The following is a 14,398-nucleotide window of genomic DNA, read 5'->3' on the forward strand; positions in this document are numbered from 1 at the left end:
ACAACCGGTTCCGGGGTTAAAGAGGGCAGGGTTTACAATGCTGTGTCAGCCTCTAGGCTGCGCCGTTCATTTCTTTTCAGGCCGGAGGCCATCATGACCGCAATCAAACAAGGCGACACGGTTCGCATCCACTACACCGGAACTCTGCTGGACGGCAAAGTCTTCGACAGTTCCGAGGGGCGCGATCCGTTGGAGTTTGCGGTTGGTTCCGGGCAGATCATACCCGGTCTGGACGCTGCCCTGCCGGGCATGGAGATTGGCGAGAAGAAGCGTGTCGAGATCGATTGCGTTGACGCCTATGGCCCGATCAATCCGGGCATGCGGCAGCAGATCCCGCGTGAAGGCATCCCGGATGACATTCCGCTTGAACCCGGCACGCAGTTACAGATGCAAACTCCTGACGGTCAGGCATTGCCAGTGACTGTCGTCGAGGTAGATGAGGCGACAGTGACCTTGGATGCAAATCATCCACTAGCGGGGCAAGATCTGGTCTTCGATATCGAAATCGTTTCGATCAACTGATGCTGATTGGATCAAAGGCCCGGGATATGTGACAACAACGGCTCAATCGCATCGCGCACGGGCGGTTGGGTCAGAAACACAAAGGCAATCAGCAGCGATGTGAGAATCAGCAGCAAAAGACGCGCACGTCCGCTTCCTGATTTGCGTTTCAAAGCTGGCGAGCGCGTGTTGCTCGCAAGGATCTGTTCAAGTTTGCTCATATCGTAATCCCTGCGGGGCAAAGATGTTCAAATCTTGGCACCCGCAGGGAAAGATATAGTCACATGGCCTCTGGCTGGGGCATGCCCAGAATATGATACCCGCCGTCGACGCGGATGATCTCACCCGAAGTATAGCTGCCGGCGTCGGACGCAAGATAAACGGCGGTGCCTCCGACGGCCTCCAGCGTGGCATTCGAACGCATCGGTGCGTTCTGGTCACAGAACTTGTAGGTCTTGCGTGCACCACCAATAGCCGCACCCGCCAATGTTTTCATCGGGCCGGGCGAGATGGCGTTCACGCGAATACCCTCAGGGCCCAGATCGTTCGCCAGATAGCGCGTCGCCGATTCCAGCGCAGCCTTGGCGACGCCCATGACATTGTAGTTTGGTACAACCTTGTTCGATCCCTGATAGGTCAGTGTCAACAATGTGCCGCCATTGTCCTTCATCAGCGGATAGGCGCGACGGGCAACTTCGATGAACGAATAGGCCGACACATCCAGCGAGTGTTTGAAGTTTGCCCGCGTGGTGTTCAAGAATCGACCGGTCAGTTCGGACTTGTCCGAATAAGCGATAGCGTGGACAACAAAATCTATTGTTGGCCAGCGGGCGGACAACTCGCCAAACGCGCGATCCAGTGAATCATCATCGGTCACATCCGCATCGACCATGAAGTCGCTGCCCAAGCTTTGGGCCAGCGGTTCAAGCCGTTTGCCAAACGCCTCGCCCTGATAGGTGAAAGCCAGCTCAGCGCCCGCTTCGTGCATGGCTTTGGCGATGCCCCACGCGATAGAGCGGTCATTAGCCACGCCCATGATCAGGCCGCGTTTACCCTTGAGAATATCCGACATCTTGTTCACCCGTTATACTTCGACAGAACCATGGATCCGTTGGTGCCGCCAAAGCCGAAGCTATTGGTCATCACGCTGTCCAAGCCTGCGTTTTCAACCACTTGAGTTGCAATTTCACCGGGCAGGATGCCGTCGGCAAGTGTGTCGACATTGATCGACGGAGTAATGAAATCATGTTCCAGCATGAGCAGGCAGAAGATCGCCTCAAGCGCGCCCGCTGCGCCTTGCGCGTGACCGGTCATCGATTTTGTCGATGAAATCGGAGGCACACTGCCTTCACCAAAGATACGGCGTACGGCTTCGACTTCTCCGACGTCGCCCACTGGGGTCGAGGTGCCGTGGGCATTGATATAGCCGACCTTGCGGCCTTCGGGCACGGTCGACAGCGCCAGACGCATCGCGCGCTCGCCGCCTTCGCCGGATGGTGCCACCATGTCGTGCCCATCAGATGTCGCGGCATAGCCGGTTACTTCGGCATAGATTTTCGCACCGCGCGCCAGCGCATGCTCGAGGTCTTCCAGAACCACGATGCCGCCACCGCCGGAAATCACAAATCCGTCGCGGTTCTGATCGAATGCGCGCGAGGCTTTATCAGGTGTGTCGTTGTACTTGGACGACATCGCACCCATCGCGTCGAACAGGCAGGACAGGGTCCAGTCCAGCTCTTCTCCGCCGCCCGCGAACATCACATCCTGCTTGCCCAGCATGATCTGTTCAGCCGCATTGCCGATGCAGTGCAGCGAGGTCGAGCAGGCCGAGGTGATCGAGTAGTTGATACCTTTGATTTTGAACGCGGTCGCCAAGTTCGCAGAAATCGTCGAACACATGCACTTTGGCACTGCAAACGGGCCGATCCGTTTGGTTGCGCCGGTTTTCAGCACGGTTTGGTGCGCGGTCAACATCGCGCTGGTCGATGGTCCACCCGAACCTGCCACCAGACCTGTGCGCGGATTGACCACCTGATCTTCGGTCAGCCCGGCGTCCGCGATGGCCTGATTCATCGCGATATGGGCATAGGCAGCACCCGGACCCATGAACCGCAGGGTCCGCTTGTCCACGTGATCGGCCACATCGATTTTCAGCGAACCGGCGATTTGGCTGCGAAAGCCGTGCTCGACCATCTGTTCGCTTGCTACGATGCCGGATTTGCCTGCTTTGAGCGAGGCGAGCACCTCTTCGGCATTGTTCCCGATCGAGGACACAACCCCCAGACCGGTGACGACTACTCGACGCATGTGCGTACTCCTTATTGCGGCCGGTCAGGCTCAGGCGTCTGACAGAACGACCTTCATATCCTTGACGTCGTATATCAATTCGCCATCGGCTTCGACGATGCCATCTGCCACACCCATGGTCAGGCGGCGCGTCTGGATCGCCTTTTTGAAATCAATCTTATAGGTCAGCATCTTCCGGTCCGGGCGCACCATGCCGGTCAACTTGACTTCTCCGACGCCGACCGCCATGCCACGTCCCTGCCAGCCGCGCCAGCCGAGGTTGAAGCCGGTCAGTTGCCACAAACCGTCCAGGCCCAGACAGCCGGGCATGATCGGATTGCCGGGGAAATGGCAGTCAAAAAACCAAAGGTCAGGTGTGATATCAAATTCGGCCAGCACATGACCCTTGCCATGCGCGCCACCATCGCCGGAAATCTCGGTAATGCGGTCCATCATCAACATCGGCGGAGCCGGCAACTGCGCGTTGCCAGGGCCAAATAGTTCGCCGCGGGCGCATTTCAGCAGATCGTCCTTGTCAAAACTGCTCGGGAATTGGGCCATTCTGCCGCCTCTCCTGCCTGGGTCCGTTTATTACATCTGGCCTCGTCTATCACCCGTATGCAAGGTCCTGCAAGACCAGCACTCCATATCTTGTTGTGACTACAATATTCTTTGCGAATGAATTTCATTTGAAATTGCAGGCAGGGCGCACTTATATTAAGGGCAGCAAAACACAGGTATCGGATTCATGACACCTCAGAGCCGTGAGATCGCTGCAAATTGGTTGGTTGACGCAGGTTTGCGCCCCACGCGCCAAAGGGTTGCTTTGGCCGAATTGCTTGTGGGCGACGGTCTGCATCGTCATGTGACTGCAGAAAGCCTGTTTGAATCCGCAAAAGCCAAAGGTGACGCGGTTTCGCTTGCGACCGTATACAACACATTGCGGGCGTTTTGCGATGCCGGGGTGCTTCAAGAGATCACTGTTGACGGGTCCAAAAGCTATTTCGACACCAACACGCATGACCATCCGCATTTCTATTGGGAAGACGAAAGCCGTCTGAGCGATGCACCATCCGACCAATTGGTGATCCAACAATTGCCGGAAGCTCCTGAAGGCGTCGAAATCGCATCGGTCGATGTGGTGATCCGCCTGCGGAAGAAGTAACCTCTAATCCTTACATAACAACGTAACCAACGCATGCTCAGCCTGCGTGATCATCGGATCTGTCGGCCCCGTGCCATGCCGTGCCAATACAACAGATTCGGTTGCATCTGGATCGGTGATCGGCAGGCTTATTACGCGGACCTGATCATAACTGAAGCCGTTTTTAGGGCTGGTATAGCTTATCCCGATGCCTTCCCCATGAGCGGCCAGACTGCGCGAAAGCTCCAATGATTGCGCTCGGTGCGAGATTGTGGGGTTCAAACCTTTGCGTCTGAAAAGCGCGAGTACATGCTGTGCAGACAAACCCTCTTTAGACAGAATCAGTGGATATGACGCTAGCTCGGTCAGGGTTAGCTGCTTGGCCGCCGCCAGTGTATGATCAGGTGAAAGCAGCGCGTGTGGGGTGCTGTCGAACAACTTCTTGCAGGAAAAACCGGCATCCATGCCGAGGTCATAGGTGAGTGCAAAATCGTATCTGCCATCGATCAGGCCGGAAATCAGGCCTTCGAACGTCTCAACCCCGTGTGTCAGGACGACGTCGGGCAAAGCTTTTTGCAGGCGGTGCAGAGATTGGGCCAGAAGAAAGGGTGCCAGATCGACAAAGCATCCCAGGCGCAATCGGCGCTCGCCGGTTATCGGCTGCTTTGACTGTTCCAAAAGCGCAGCTCGCTTCAACAAGGCCTCGGCCTCTTCGATGAATTTGCGGCCCTGCGGGGTCAGCGCCATCGCGGCACCCCGTCTTCGGGCAAACAGTGGATATCCCAAACGTGATTCGACCCGGGTCAGCGCATTGGACAAGGCAGGTTGCGAGACATTTAGGCGTTGTGCCGCAGCAGACAGGCTGCCATGCTGGCCGATGGCGCAAACATATTCGTACTGGCGCAGAGTGAGGTATAACATAGAGTTAATACCTAATTTGAAAGATATGATTTGAACAGATGTCTTATTCATGCGCAGATCGGGCGACAAATCTAAGGAGACCGCGATGACTCACCCTCTTGTTTCTCAGGCCATGATCGACAACTTCCAGACGGACGGCGTTGTGTTGGTCAAAGGCCTGTTCGCCGATCATATTGAAACCCTACGGGCCGGGGTTGCCGCGAATATGGCCGAGCCGGGTCCTTATGCTTCGGAGAACAGGAAAGATGGCGAAACCGGCCGTTTTTTTGACGACTATTGCAACTGGTCCCGTATCCCGCAGTTTCGTGAAGTGATCGAAAAATCTCCTGCTGCTGAAGTAGCGGCCGATCTCATGCAGTCGCAATCCGTGCAAATGTTCCATGACCATGTTCTGGTGAAGGAACCCGGAACCTCGATGGCAACGCCGTGGCATCAGGATGGGCCGTACTATTTTGTTGATGGTCAACAGAATATCAGCTTCTGGTCACCGTTGGACCCGGTGAAACAAGCGACCTTGCGCTGCGTTGCCGGTTCGCACCGCTGGGAAAAAGAAGTGCTGCCTACCCGCTGGGCCTCGGAAGAAGGTTTCTTCCCCGACGAGGGGCAGTACATGCCGATTCCGGACCCAGATGCCGAAGGGATGAAGATTGTAGAATTTGAAATGGAGCCCGGTGACGCAGTGGCCTTCAACTATCGCACGCTACACGGGGCCCGAGGCAATACTTCCGATGGCCGACGCAGGGCATTTTCGCTGCGATTGGTTGGTGATGATGCACGTTATGTCGAGCGTCCAGGCCGGACTTCGCCGCCATTTCCGGGACATGAAATGGTGCCGGGGCAGCGGCTGCGCGAGGACTGGTTCCCAGTTCTGTTACAGCGTTAGAACCTAGAACCACTGGCCCGATTCGATCAGGCCCAGATCCAGCAATTGGCGCGAATCCCACTCGAACGGAGTTGAATGGTTCCAGCAGAAGTTGGAGATATCAAACGTCGATCCGGCGTTCGTCTTCAATGCTTTGGCCGCCCGGAACGAACAGATCGCGGCGGTCAGGTTGTTGTGCCACGGGCAGGCATAGGTATTGTATTCCGGCTCATTGAAAGTGTGATCAGGCAGAAGTTTCAGATCGGCTTTTGCTTTGAACAGCGAAATCCGATCGATACGGCGTCGTTCATACGGGATATGATCTTCGAACCGCCAACGCAGACCACCGGACATATCCAGTTGCCGCTCTAGCGGCTTGCCAGATGCGTCATGCCGCGTGTGGGCGTAGTATCCGGTCTTGTCCAGCATTGCGTGATCGGGGGCCACTCCGTTTGGATAGGCCGTCAGATCATTCGCATAAAGATCGATCACATGGGTCAGCATGGCCTGGCGCCGTTCTTCAGAATGGAAGGCCAGTAACTCTCCGACCGAGCGGGTCTCGCAGAAAGGGTAGAACAGATATTCAGAGTTGTAGCAGTAGTATACCCACGTGCCTTGAGCCGCCTGAATGATCCGATTGACGGCCTCAAATACGACGGTTCTGGGCGCGCAGGTCATCGTCACTCGATGAACCCTTTCCTCCAGCGCTTCATCCAGCGTGAATTCTTGGGGCAGGAATGTGATCACGGATTTGAACCCCAGCTTCAAATGATGGTGCAGCGTCCCTTCTAACTCGACATTATCTTCGGCAAATATCAGTGCCACGGGTCCCTTGCTCAGGATCGACCGATCGGAATTCAGAAGTTGATCAAGGGATTCGTACTGCATCGTTGGTTTCGTTGCCGCCTTGCTGGAAATTCCCGCCAAATTCGGGTAATTGCGCCAGCATTGCAAGCGGCGTTCGATACGTATAGACGACGCCGACCCAGCGACTGCAAAGGCCAACCCATGTCTGAACCGAAAAAGCTGTTTATCAAGACCTATGGCTGTCAGATGAACGTCTATGACAGCGAACGCATGGCCGAAGCGCTGGGCGGACAGGGCTATGTCGAGACCAAATCGCCCGATGATGCGGATATGATCCTGCTCAATACCTGCCACATTCGAGAAAAGGCAGCTGAGAAAGTCTATTCCGAACTGGGCCGTTTCAAGGGCCTCAAGGCGGAAAAGCCGGAACTTAAAATCGGTGTCGCAGGTTGCGTCGCTCAGGCCGAAGGCGAGGAAATCATCCGTCGCCAGCCGCTTGTCGATCTGGTGGTGGGGCCGCAAAGCTATCATCGCCTGCCCGAGATGGAGGCGAAGACGCGCGCGGGTGAAAAGGCGCTGGATACCGAGTTCCCCGAAGAAGACAAATTCGAAAAGCTCAAGAACCGCCCCAAGGCCAAGCGCGGACCGACGGCATTCCTGACCGTGCAGGAGGGGTGTGACAAGTTCTGTGCCTTCTGCGTTGTGCCCTATACACGCGGGGCCGAGGTCAGCCGCCCGGCAGATCGCATCCTGCGTGAGGCCCGCGATCTGGTTGAACGCGGTGTGCGTGAGATCACGCTGCTGGGGCAGAACGTAAATGCCTATCACGGGGCTGGACCGGACGGAGACATGACCCTTGCCGGTCTGATCTGGGAATTGAACAAGGTCGACGGGCTAGAGCGCATACGCTTTACCACCTCGCACCCGAACGACATGGATGATGCGCTGATCGAAGCGCATGGCACCTGTGAGAAGTTGATGCCATATCTGCATTTGCCGGTGCAGTCGGGGTCGGACAAAATTCTAAAGCGGATGAACCGCAGCCACACGGCTGAAAGCTATCTGCGATTGATCGAGCGTATCCGAGAAGCGCGCCCCGATATTCTGATGTCCGGCGATTTCATCGTGGGCTTCCCGGAAGAAACGGAAGAGGATTTTCAGGCCACTCTGGATTTGGTCGAAGAGGTCAAATACGGCTACGCCTATTCCTTCAAATACTCGACGCGACCCGGCACACCTGCAGCAGAACGGCCACAGGTCGAGGCCGAAGTGGCGGATGCACGCCTGCAGCGCTTGCAAGGGTTGATCACGCGCCACCAGCGCGAGATTCAGGACTCGATGGTCGGAAAGACAGTTAATGTCCTGTTTGAAAAGCCTGGGCGGCAACCGGGCCAGATGGTTGGAAAATCCGAGTATCTGCATGCGGTTCACGTCGCGGACGCTGATATCGCGAGCGGCGACTTACGTAAGGTAAGGATAAAATCGTCTGGCGCGAACTCGCTGGGTGGTGAGTTGGTCTGATCCCTTGTGGCTTGCCCGCAAAGGGTTTTCGCCTTGAAATTTAACCCTTGATTTATGGCTTGGAACTATGTTCCGAGGAAGGCTAGATTTTTCTGGGCCGAATTTTGGGTGTCGACAAACGCACCGACCCCGCCTGACGGCCCGCCTTTGCGGAGGGTACGAGTAGTGAGCTGGATACGTTTTCCGAGTGTAAACCTTTCCCGTGTTTTGTCGGCGACTGTCGTGTTTCTATCTTGCGCTGCCCCGACTTTGGCCGGCGATGTCGTCGGGGAAGTCACTGAGCCCGACGTAATCTCGTCTCAGCGTTTCGCGCGCGACGTCAATGCGTTCTATCTGGGGGTCAGCGCCGGACATGCCTCGGGCGGTTCGGACGAGTTTGGCCTGCGCGTGAACGACGGAGACACGTTTGCTGCGGGCGACCTTAAGCCAAGCGGAAATTTCGCAGGTTTTCGCGGTGGCTGGCGCGGCATTCTGCCAGCCAGAGGTGGGCGCGACTATGTGTATGGGCTGGAAGTCGGCTATGACTTTGGCACGCTCGATGACATCACCTCGTCCCGATCCGGTGGGGCAGAGGTCAGCGGCAGATCCGCGATCTCGGATGTATTGTCCATCCGCCTGCGGAACGGGCTTACCAACCGCAGCGGCAGTGTCCTCTATTTCGTGACTGTGGGTTATGTCCGCGGCGATATCACCACGTCAGGCTCACTAACTGATGCAAGCGGGACAAGCCGATTTGAGAGCGAGGACCGCCGACAAGGTTTCTCGGCCAGCTTGGGCGCTGAACACAAACTGAACGAAAATTGGTCGATCACCGGCGAGATCGAGTATCTGCAGTTCGAATCAAAAACGGTCGAACTGGGTCCGTCATTCTCGACCAAATCGACGCCAAGCTATCGCGGACTGCGGATCGGGTTGAACTATACATTCTGATATCCGCGCGATTGGCGTTTAAAGTTGGCTGTTTCAGCGTTCATCGGCGCATTTGTCATGAGGTGTGCAAATTTTGAAACTGCCGCTTGCGTCTACCTCTTCAGTTTGTCTACGCTCAAGGTGAACCGCCAAGACAGGAGAACGGATTGGCCATCGGTGCCCTGACCCCACCGCAAGATGACATGCCCCAGCGTGAGGCGCTTGTTGAATTTCCAGACAACAGATTATTGATCGATTTGTGCGGAGAGTATGACCGCAACTTGACCGATATCGAACAGAAGCTCTCGGTGCAGATTGTGCGACGCGGCAACCAGCTTGTCGTGCTGGGCGACGAGGATTCGCAAAAGCAGGCGATTGAGGTTCTACAGGCCCTCTATACACGGCTCGAAGGTGGGCGTGATGTGGAAGCCGCAGATGTCGACCGCGAGTTGCGCATGGGCAATTCCGAGGTCGGAACTGGCACGCGCGATGGTGACCAGCTTGAGATGTTCAAGGGTGGCACGGTCGAGATCAAGACACGCAAAAAACTGGTCGAGCCGCGCACCGACGCCCAGAAGGCCTATGTGCAGTCGCTGTTCAACAACGAACTGGCCTTTGGCATTGGTCCCGCGGGCACCGGCAAAACCTATCTGGCCGTTGCGGTCGGGGTGTCCATGTTCATTGGCGGGCACGTTGACCGCATCATTCTCAGCCGTCCGGCGGTCGAGGCCGGTGAAAAGCTCGGTTACCTGCCCGGTGACATGAAGGATAAGGTCGATCCCTACATGCAGCCGCTTTATGACGCGCTGAATGATTTCCTGCCCGGAAAACAACTTGCCAAGCTGATCGAAGAAAAGCGGATCGAGATTGCTCCGCTTGCCTTCATGCGCGGTCGTACGCTGGCAAATGCATTTGTAGTGCTGGACGAGGCGCAGAATGCCACAACGATGCAGATGAAGATGTTCCTGACCCGGCTTGGTGAAGGTAGCCGGATGGTTATTACCGGCGACCGGTCTCAAGTTGATCTGCCGCGCGGTGTGCAGTCGGGTCTCAAGGATGCCGAACGGTTGCTGAAAACGATCCCGAATATCAGCTTCAACTATTTCACCTCGAAAGATGTCGTCCGCCATCCTCTTGTCGCCGCCATTATCGAGGCGTATGAGGCCGATGCGGGGCGCGAAACCGGTTAACTTTCAAGGCGCCGATTGAAGCTGGGCTCGGAGCCAAAGGTATGAATCTGGAAATCACGCTTGAGGATGATCGCTGGCGCGGGCTGGAGCCTTTGGCCACGCGCGCAATTGCTGCTGTTCTTGAGTATTGCGATCTTGAGGCGGATCAATGCGAGATCAGCTTGCTGGGCTGCGATGATGCACGGATCGTTGAGTTGAATGCTGAATTTCGTGAAAAATCCACGCCGACCAACGTCCTCAGCTGGCCTGCCGAAGAACTGGCCCCGGATCGGGCGGGAGACACTCCGCCGGCTCCGCAACCTGACTTTACTGGCGAAATCGTGCTGGGCGACATTGCGATCTCTTATGACACCTGCGCGCGCGAAGCAGCTGAAGCCGGCAAAAGCACCGACGATCACGTGACGCATCTGATCGTTCACGGTACACTACATTTGCTGGGGTATGATCACATTCGTGACCTCGACGCCACTTTGATGGAAAGGGTCGAGGTCGAGATACTTGGCAAACTGGGTATAGATGACCCATATAATGTATGACATGGGCACCTTTGCCCGATCATTTGGAACAGGATAATGGGCGAAACAGACGGCAGTTCTAGGGCGGCGCATGGCGCGCATTCTCAGAACAGCAGCAATGACAGCGACGAGAGAGGCGGGCTTTTTTCTCGACTCATCGACGTATTTTCTTCTCAGGGCGAAGAGACCAGCCAGCTAAACGGGGCAGAGGCCGTCAGCGCTCAGCCAAGGGGCATGATCAACCTGCGCAGAATGCGGGTCGAAGATGTTGCGATCCCAACAGCCGAAATCGTATCGGTCCCCTCGACAACCCCGAAAGACGAACTTGTCCAGATTTTCCGCGACAGCGGCTTGTCACGCATTCCGGTTTACGATGGCACTTTGGATACGCCCTTGGGGTTTGTGCATCTCAGGGACTTTGCGCTGACTCATGGCTTTAACGGCAACTCCTCCGAGTTCGATCTGAGGTCGATGCTGCGGACATTGCTGTTCGTGCCACCATCGATGCCAATTGGCGTTTTGCTGACTAAGATGCAGACAGAACGTCGCCATATGGCTCTGGTGATCGATGAATACGGTGGAGTCGATGGTTTGCTGACTATCGAAGATCTGATTGAACAGGTTGTCGGAGAAATCGCCGACGAACATGATGCCGACGAAGATCAGCTATGGATACAAGAGAAACCCGGCTGCTACGTGGTTCAGGCGCGTGTACCACTTGAAGAGTTCGAGGCCGAGATTGGCCGCTCTCTGACCAGCCACGAAGATGTAGACGAAGAAGAGATCGACACATTGGGCGGTTTGGTCTTCATGCTCTCGGGGCGGGTTCCGGCGCGTGGTGAGGTTGTATGCCACCCCGAAGGGCCCGAGTTCGAGGTCATTGACGCAGATCCGCGCCGCATAAAACGGTTGCGTGTCATGCTGCCGGATATTGTTGCATGAACCCTGCCGATGGGTGGCCCTTTTGGCTGCGGTTGGTGCTGGCGGCGCTGTTGGGTGTCGCAGCGGCCAGTGGTCAGGCACCATTGGGATATTGGCCAATAAGCTTGCTGTCGCTGGTGCTGATAGCTCCGTTGTATCTGAGCGCTGAGACAAATCGTCGAGCGGGTTTGCTGGGTTGGGTCTTTGCAACGGGCTATTTTGCGCACGCATTAAGCTGGATAATCGAGCCGTTTCTGGTTGATGTCCAACGCCATGCGTGGATGGCCCCTTTTGCTCTGATCTTCTTGTCGGGCGGGTTGGCCTTGTTCTGGGCGTTGGCCTTCGGAGTTTCGAAACGCATCGGTGGAGCGCCCGTCTTGCAGGGGGCTTTGCTGTCTGTAACGCTGGCGCTGGTCGAGTTTGCGCGTGGCTACATTCTGACCGGATTTCCTTGGGCAGGCATCGCGCAGATTTGGGTGGATACGTCGTTTGCCCAGACTCTGTCACTTGTCGGCCCTTATGGATTGGGAGCGCTGACACTGCTTGCCACATTGCCATTGGGCGCAGCCTTGTTCAGCAATCGTACCCGAAGCGGCATCGTTGTACCGATCGCGTTGACCGCAGGCTGTGCGGCCTTGGCTTTGCTCTATGCAGCGAACCGACCTCCTGTCATGCCCTCTGGTCATATCGTGCGACTGATTCAACCCAATGCACCCCAGGACCAGAAATGGGATCCTGCCTATGCGTCAGTGTTTTTCGCACGCCAACTTGAATTCACAGCGGCCGAGCCCCGCCCGGACCTAATCGTCTGGCCGGAAACCTCGGTCCCGGCATGGCTGGGCAGCGCACAGCCCTATCTTTCAGCCATTGGCGAAGCGGCACAGGGCACCCCGGTAGTCCTGGGCATTCAGCGTGCCGATGGGCAGCAGATCTATAACTCGATGATCTATCTAAATGAGGAGGGTCAGCAAGACGGGCTATACGATAAACACCACTTGGTGCCCTTTGGGGAATATGTGCCATTTGGTGAAGTGATGGCACAGTTCGGCATCTACGGGATGGCCGCAACCACAGGGAATGGCTTTAGCGCGGGACCGGGTGCCGCATTGATGGATGCAGGCACGCTTGGCAAGGCGCTGCCGCTGATCTGCTACGAGGCGGTATTCACGCAGGATATTTTATCCGCGCCGGATCGTGCGGATTTTCTTTTGCAGATTACAAACGACGCTTGGTTCGGAACGCGTTCCGGCCCGTATCAGCACCTCGCCCAGGCGCAGATGCGTGCAATCGAACAAGGCCTACCGATGTTGCGCTCGGCCAATACCGGAGTTTCGGCAATGATTGACCCATTGGGGCGGATCACCGAGGCGCTGGCGCTTGGGCAGGCGGGGTTTATCGACGCCAAATTGCCGCGCCCTCAAACCCCGACCGTTTATTCCCGAATTGGTGATAGTCCGGTTTTAGTAGCTCTATTGGTGCTATTCGCGCTGCTATGGCGACACACCCTGCGCGTAAACGACCAAATTCCGATTGACCCTGTCAAACGCTAAGCGTATTCGGTCGCACGCCTGTCACAACGGCTTCCTGACGTGGTGGGGTAAACTTAATGGAGCACATTCATGTCCCGACAGAATTATACATTTACTTCGGAGTCCGTTTCCGAAGGGCACCCGGATAAGGTCTGCGATCGTATTTCTGATGCAGTATTAGACGCATTCCTGCGCGAAGAACCCGAGGCCCGCGTGGCCTGTGAAACATTTGCCACTACCGATCGTGTGGTTATTGGCGGAGAAGTGGGTCTGTCGGATCAGGACAAGTTGCATGATTATATGGCGCATATCGACGATATCGCGCGGGCATGTATCAAAGATATCGGCTACGAGCAGGACAAGTTTCACCACGAAACCGTCGAAGTGACCAACCTGTTGCACGAGCAGTCGGCTCATATCGCGCAAGGCGTGGATGCTGCCGATAACAAAGACGAAGGTGCAGGCGATCAGGGCATCATGTTCGGCTATGCCACGACCGAGACGCCAGCGCTTATGCCTGCGCCGATCCAATACTCGCACGCTATCCTTCGCCGTCTCGCTGAAGTTCGCAAAAATGGCAGTGAACCCGCCCTTGGCCCGGATGCAAAATCACAGTTGTCTGTTATCTATCGCGACGGCACGCCAGTCGGTGTCAGCTCAATCGTGCTGTCGACGCAGCACATGGATGAGGCGCTGACCTCGGGTGATATTCGCGCCATTGTCGAGCCCTATATCCGTGAAACCCTCCCTGACGGCTGGCTGACCGCCGAAACCGAATGGCACGTGAATCCCACCGGCAAGTTCGTCATCGGCGGTCCGGATGGTGATGCGGGTCTGACCGGTCGCAAGATCATCGTCGACACTTATGGCGGTGCAGCACCTCACGGTGGTGGCGCATTCTCGGGCAAAGACCCAACCAAGGTGGACCGCTCGGCGGCTTATGCAGCGCGTTATCTGGCCAAGAATGTCGTTGCTGCAGGGATGGCAGAGCGCTGCACCATTCAGTTGAGCTATGCGATTGGGGTGTCAAAGCCCCTCTCGATCTATGCCGACACGCATGGAACTGGCCAGATTGCCGATGCAGTGATCGAAAAAGCAGTTGGGCAGGTGATGGACCTGACTCCGCGCGGAATTCGCCAACATCTGCAACTCAACAAGCCGATTTATCAGAGGACCGCTGCTTATGGCCACTTTGGTCGTGAACCCGATGCGGACGGCGGATTTAGCTGGGAGCGCACCGATCTGGTGGACGCGCTGAAACAGGCGGTCTGATCAACAATTAGAAAAACGCG

At 56.3% G+C, this 14,398-nt stretch carries 16 protein-coding genes and 1 riboswitch; of the genes, 10 read left to right on the forward strand and 6 right to left on the reverse strand.

Going from position 1 to position 14,398, the window contains the following annotated elements:
• Window positions 1-93 precede the first annotated feature (93 nt).
• Entirely contained in the window at window positions 94-522 is a 429-nt protein-coding gene (locus ACR0NM_RS00160) for an FKBP-type peptidyl-prolyl cis-trans isomerase (RefSeq protein WP_170397592.1), read from the forward strand.
• 11 nt (window positions 523-533) lie between these two features.
• Here ACR0NM_RS00160 and ACR0NM_RS00165 read toward each other — a convergent pair whose 3' ends face one another.
• From ACR0NM_RS00165 to fabA, 4 genes are read right to left on the reverse strand one after another with little or no spacing between them, the layout of a single operon-like run.
• Window positions 534-722 (reverse strand): hypothetical protein, encoded by a 189-nt coding sequence (locus ACR0NM_RS00165; protein ID WP_170397589.1) that lies wholly within the window; start codon window positions 720-722, stop codon window positions 534-536.
• Window positions 723-781: 59 nt separating this feature from the next.
• Entirely contained in the window at window positions 782-1,573 is a 792-nt protein-coding gene (locus ACR0NM_RS00170) for an enoyl-ACP reductase FabI (RefSeq protein ID WP_170397587.1), read from the reverse strand.
• Window positions 1,574-1,578: 5 nt separating this feature from the next.
• Window positions 1,579-2,808 (reverse strand): beta-ketoacyl-ACP synthase I, encoded by a 1,230-nt coding sequence (fabB, locus tag ACR0NM_RS00175; protein ID WP_170397584.1) that lies wholly within the window; start codon window positions 2,806-2,808, stop codon window positions 1,579-1,581.
• A gap of 30 nt (window positions 2,809-2,838) precedes the next feature.
• Window positions 2,839-3,348 carry a bifunctional 3-hydroxydecanoyl-ACP dehydratase/trans-2-decenoyl-ACP isomerase gene (gene fabA, locus ACR0NM_RS00180; protein WP_039538618.1) on the reverse strand — a complete coding sequence of 170 codons (510 nt, stop codon included), beginning with the start codon at window positions 3,346-3,348 and terminating at the stop codon, window positions 2,839-2,841.
• 187 nt (window positions 3,349-3,535) lie between these two features.
• Here fabA and irrA point away from each other — a divergent pair, with 187 nt between their 5' ends.
• Complete coding sequence (gene irrA, locus ACR0NM_RS00185; RefSeq protein ID WP_170397577.1) at window positions 3,536-3,952, forward strand: iron response transcriptional regulator IrrA; 417 nt, start codon at window positions 3,536-3,538, stop codon at window positions 3,950-3,952.
• A 3-nt stretch (window positions 3,953-3,955) separates the two neighbouring features.
• On the opposite strand, the gene ACR0NM_RS00190 is transcribed toward irrA, so the two are convergent.
• Window positions 3,956-4,852, reverse strand: a complete 897-nt coding sequence (locus tag ACR0NM_RS00190) for a LysR family transcriptional regulator (protein WP_480612667.1) — start codon at window positions 4,850-4,852, stop codon at window positions 3,956-3,958.
• An 85-nt stretch (window positions 4,853-4,937) separates the two neighbouring features.
• On the opposite strand from ACR0NM_RS00190, the gene ACR0NM_RS00195 reads away from it, so the two are divergent.
• The gene (locus ACR0NM_RS00195; RefSeq protein WP_480612669.1) at window positions 4,938-5,735 is read left to right on the forward strand and encodes a phytanoyl-CoA dioxygenase family protein; all 798 of its coding nucleotides are present in this window, start codon (window positions 4,938-4,940) and stop codon (window positions 5,733-5,735) included.
• 3 nt (window positions 5,736-5,738) lie between these two features.
• On the opposite strand, the gene ACR0NM_RS00200 is transcribed toward ACR0NM_RS00195, so the two are convergent.
• A complete protein-coding gene (locus ACR0NM_RS00200) occupies window positions 5,739-6,602 on the reverse strand; it encodes a hypothetical protein (RefSeq protein ID WP_480612671.1) in 864 nt (287 codons plus the stop codon).
• Between the two features lie 120 nt (window positions 6,603-6,722).
• Here ACR0NM_RS00200 and miaB point away from each other — a divergent pair, with 120 nt between their 5' ends.
• The 7 genes from miaB (at window position 6,723) to metK (ending at window position 14,378) form a co-directional block, all read left to right on the forward strand.
• Window positions 6,723-8,042 (forward strand): tRNA (N6-isopentenyl adenosine(37)-C2)-methylthiotransferase MiaB, encoded by a 1,320-nt coding sequence (gene miaB / locus ACR0NM_RS00205; protein WP_170404560.1) that lies wholly within the window; start codon window positions 6,723-6,725, stop codon window positions 8,040-8,042.
• Between the two features lie 165 nt (window positions 8,043-8,207).
• Complete coding sequence (locus ACR0NM_RS00210) at window positions 8,208-8,972, forward strand: outer membrane protein (RefSeq protein ID WP_170511305.1); 765 nt, start codon at window positions 8,208-8,210, stop codon at window positions 8,970-8,972.
• Window positions 8,973-9,118: 146 nt separating this feature from the next.
• Window positions 9,119-10,141, forward strand: a complete 1,023-nt coding sequence (locus ACR0NM_RS00215) for a PhoH family protein (RefSeq protein ID WP_170404555.1) — start codon at window positions 9,119-9,121, stop codon at window positions 10,139-10,141.
• A gap of 41 nt (window positions 10,142-10,182) precedes the next feature.
• Window positions 10,183-10,677 carry an rRNA maturation RNase YbeY gene (gene ybeY, locus ACR0NM_RS00220; protein ID WP_170511310.1) on the forward strand — a complete coding sequence of 165 codons (495 nt, stop codon included), beginning with the start codon at window positions 10,183-10,185 and terminating at the stop codon, window positions 10,675-10,677.
• Window positions 10,678-10,713: 36 nt separating this feature from the next.
• The gene (locus tag ACR0NM_RS00225) at window positions 10,714-11,598 is read left to right on the forward strand and encodes a hemolysin family protein (RefSeq protein ID WP_480587140.1); all 885 of its coding nucleotides are present in this window, start codon (window positions 10,714-10,716) and stop codon (window positions 11,596-11,598) included.
• Window positions 11,595-13,127, forward strand: coding sequence for an apolipoprotein N-acyltransferase (gene lnt, locus ACR0NM_RS00230; protein WP_480612673.1), 1,533 nt, complete (start codon window positions 11,595-11,597; stop codon window positions 13,125-13,127). Before ACR0NM_RS00225 ends, lnt begins: the two co-directional genes overlap by 4 nt.
• Before the next feature lie 15 nt (window positions 13,128-13,142).
• A riboswitch (SAM-SAH riboswitch) is annotated at window positions 13,143-13,191 on the forward strand.
• 5 nt (window positions 13,192-13,196) lie between these two features.
• Window positions 13,197-14,378 carry a methionine adenosyltransferase gene (gene metK / locus ACR0NM_RS00235; protein ID WP_170511314.1) on the forward strand — a complete coding sequence of 394 codons (1,182 nt, stop codon included), beginning with the start codon at window positions 13,197-13,199 and terminating at the stop codon, window positions 14,376-14,378.
• The last annotated feature ends 20 nt before the right edge of the window (window positions 14,379-14,398 follow it).

The sequence above is a fragment of the Ruegeria sp. AF2 genome (assembly GCF_056542025.1).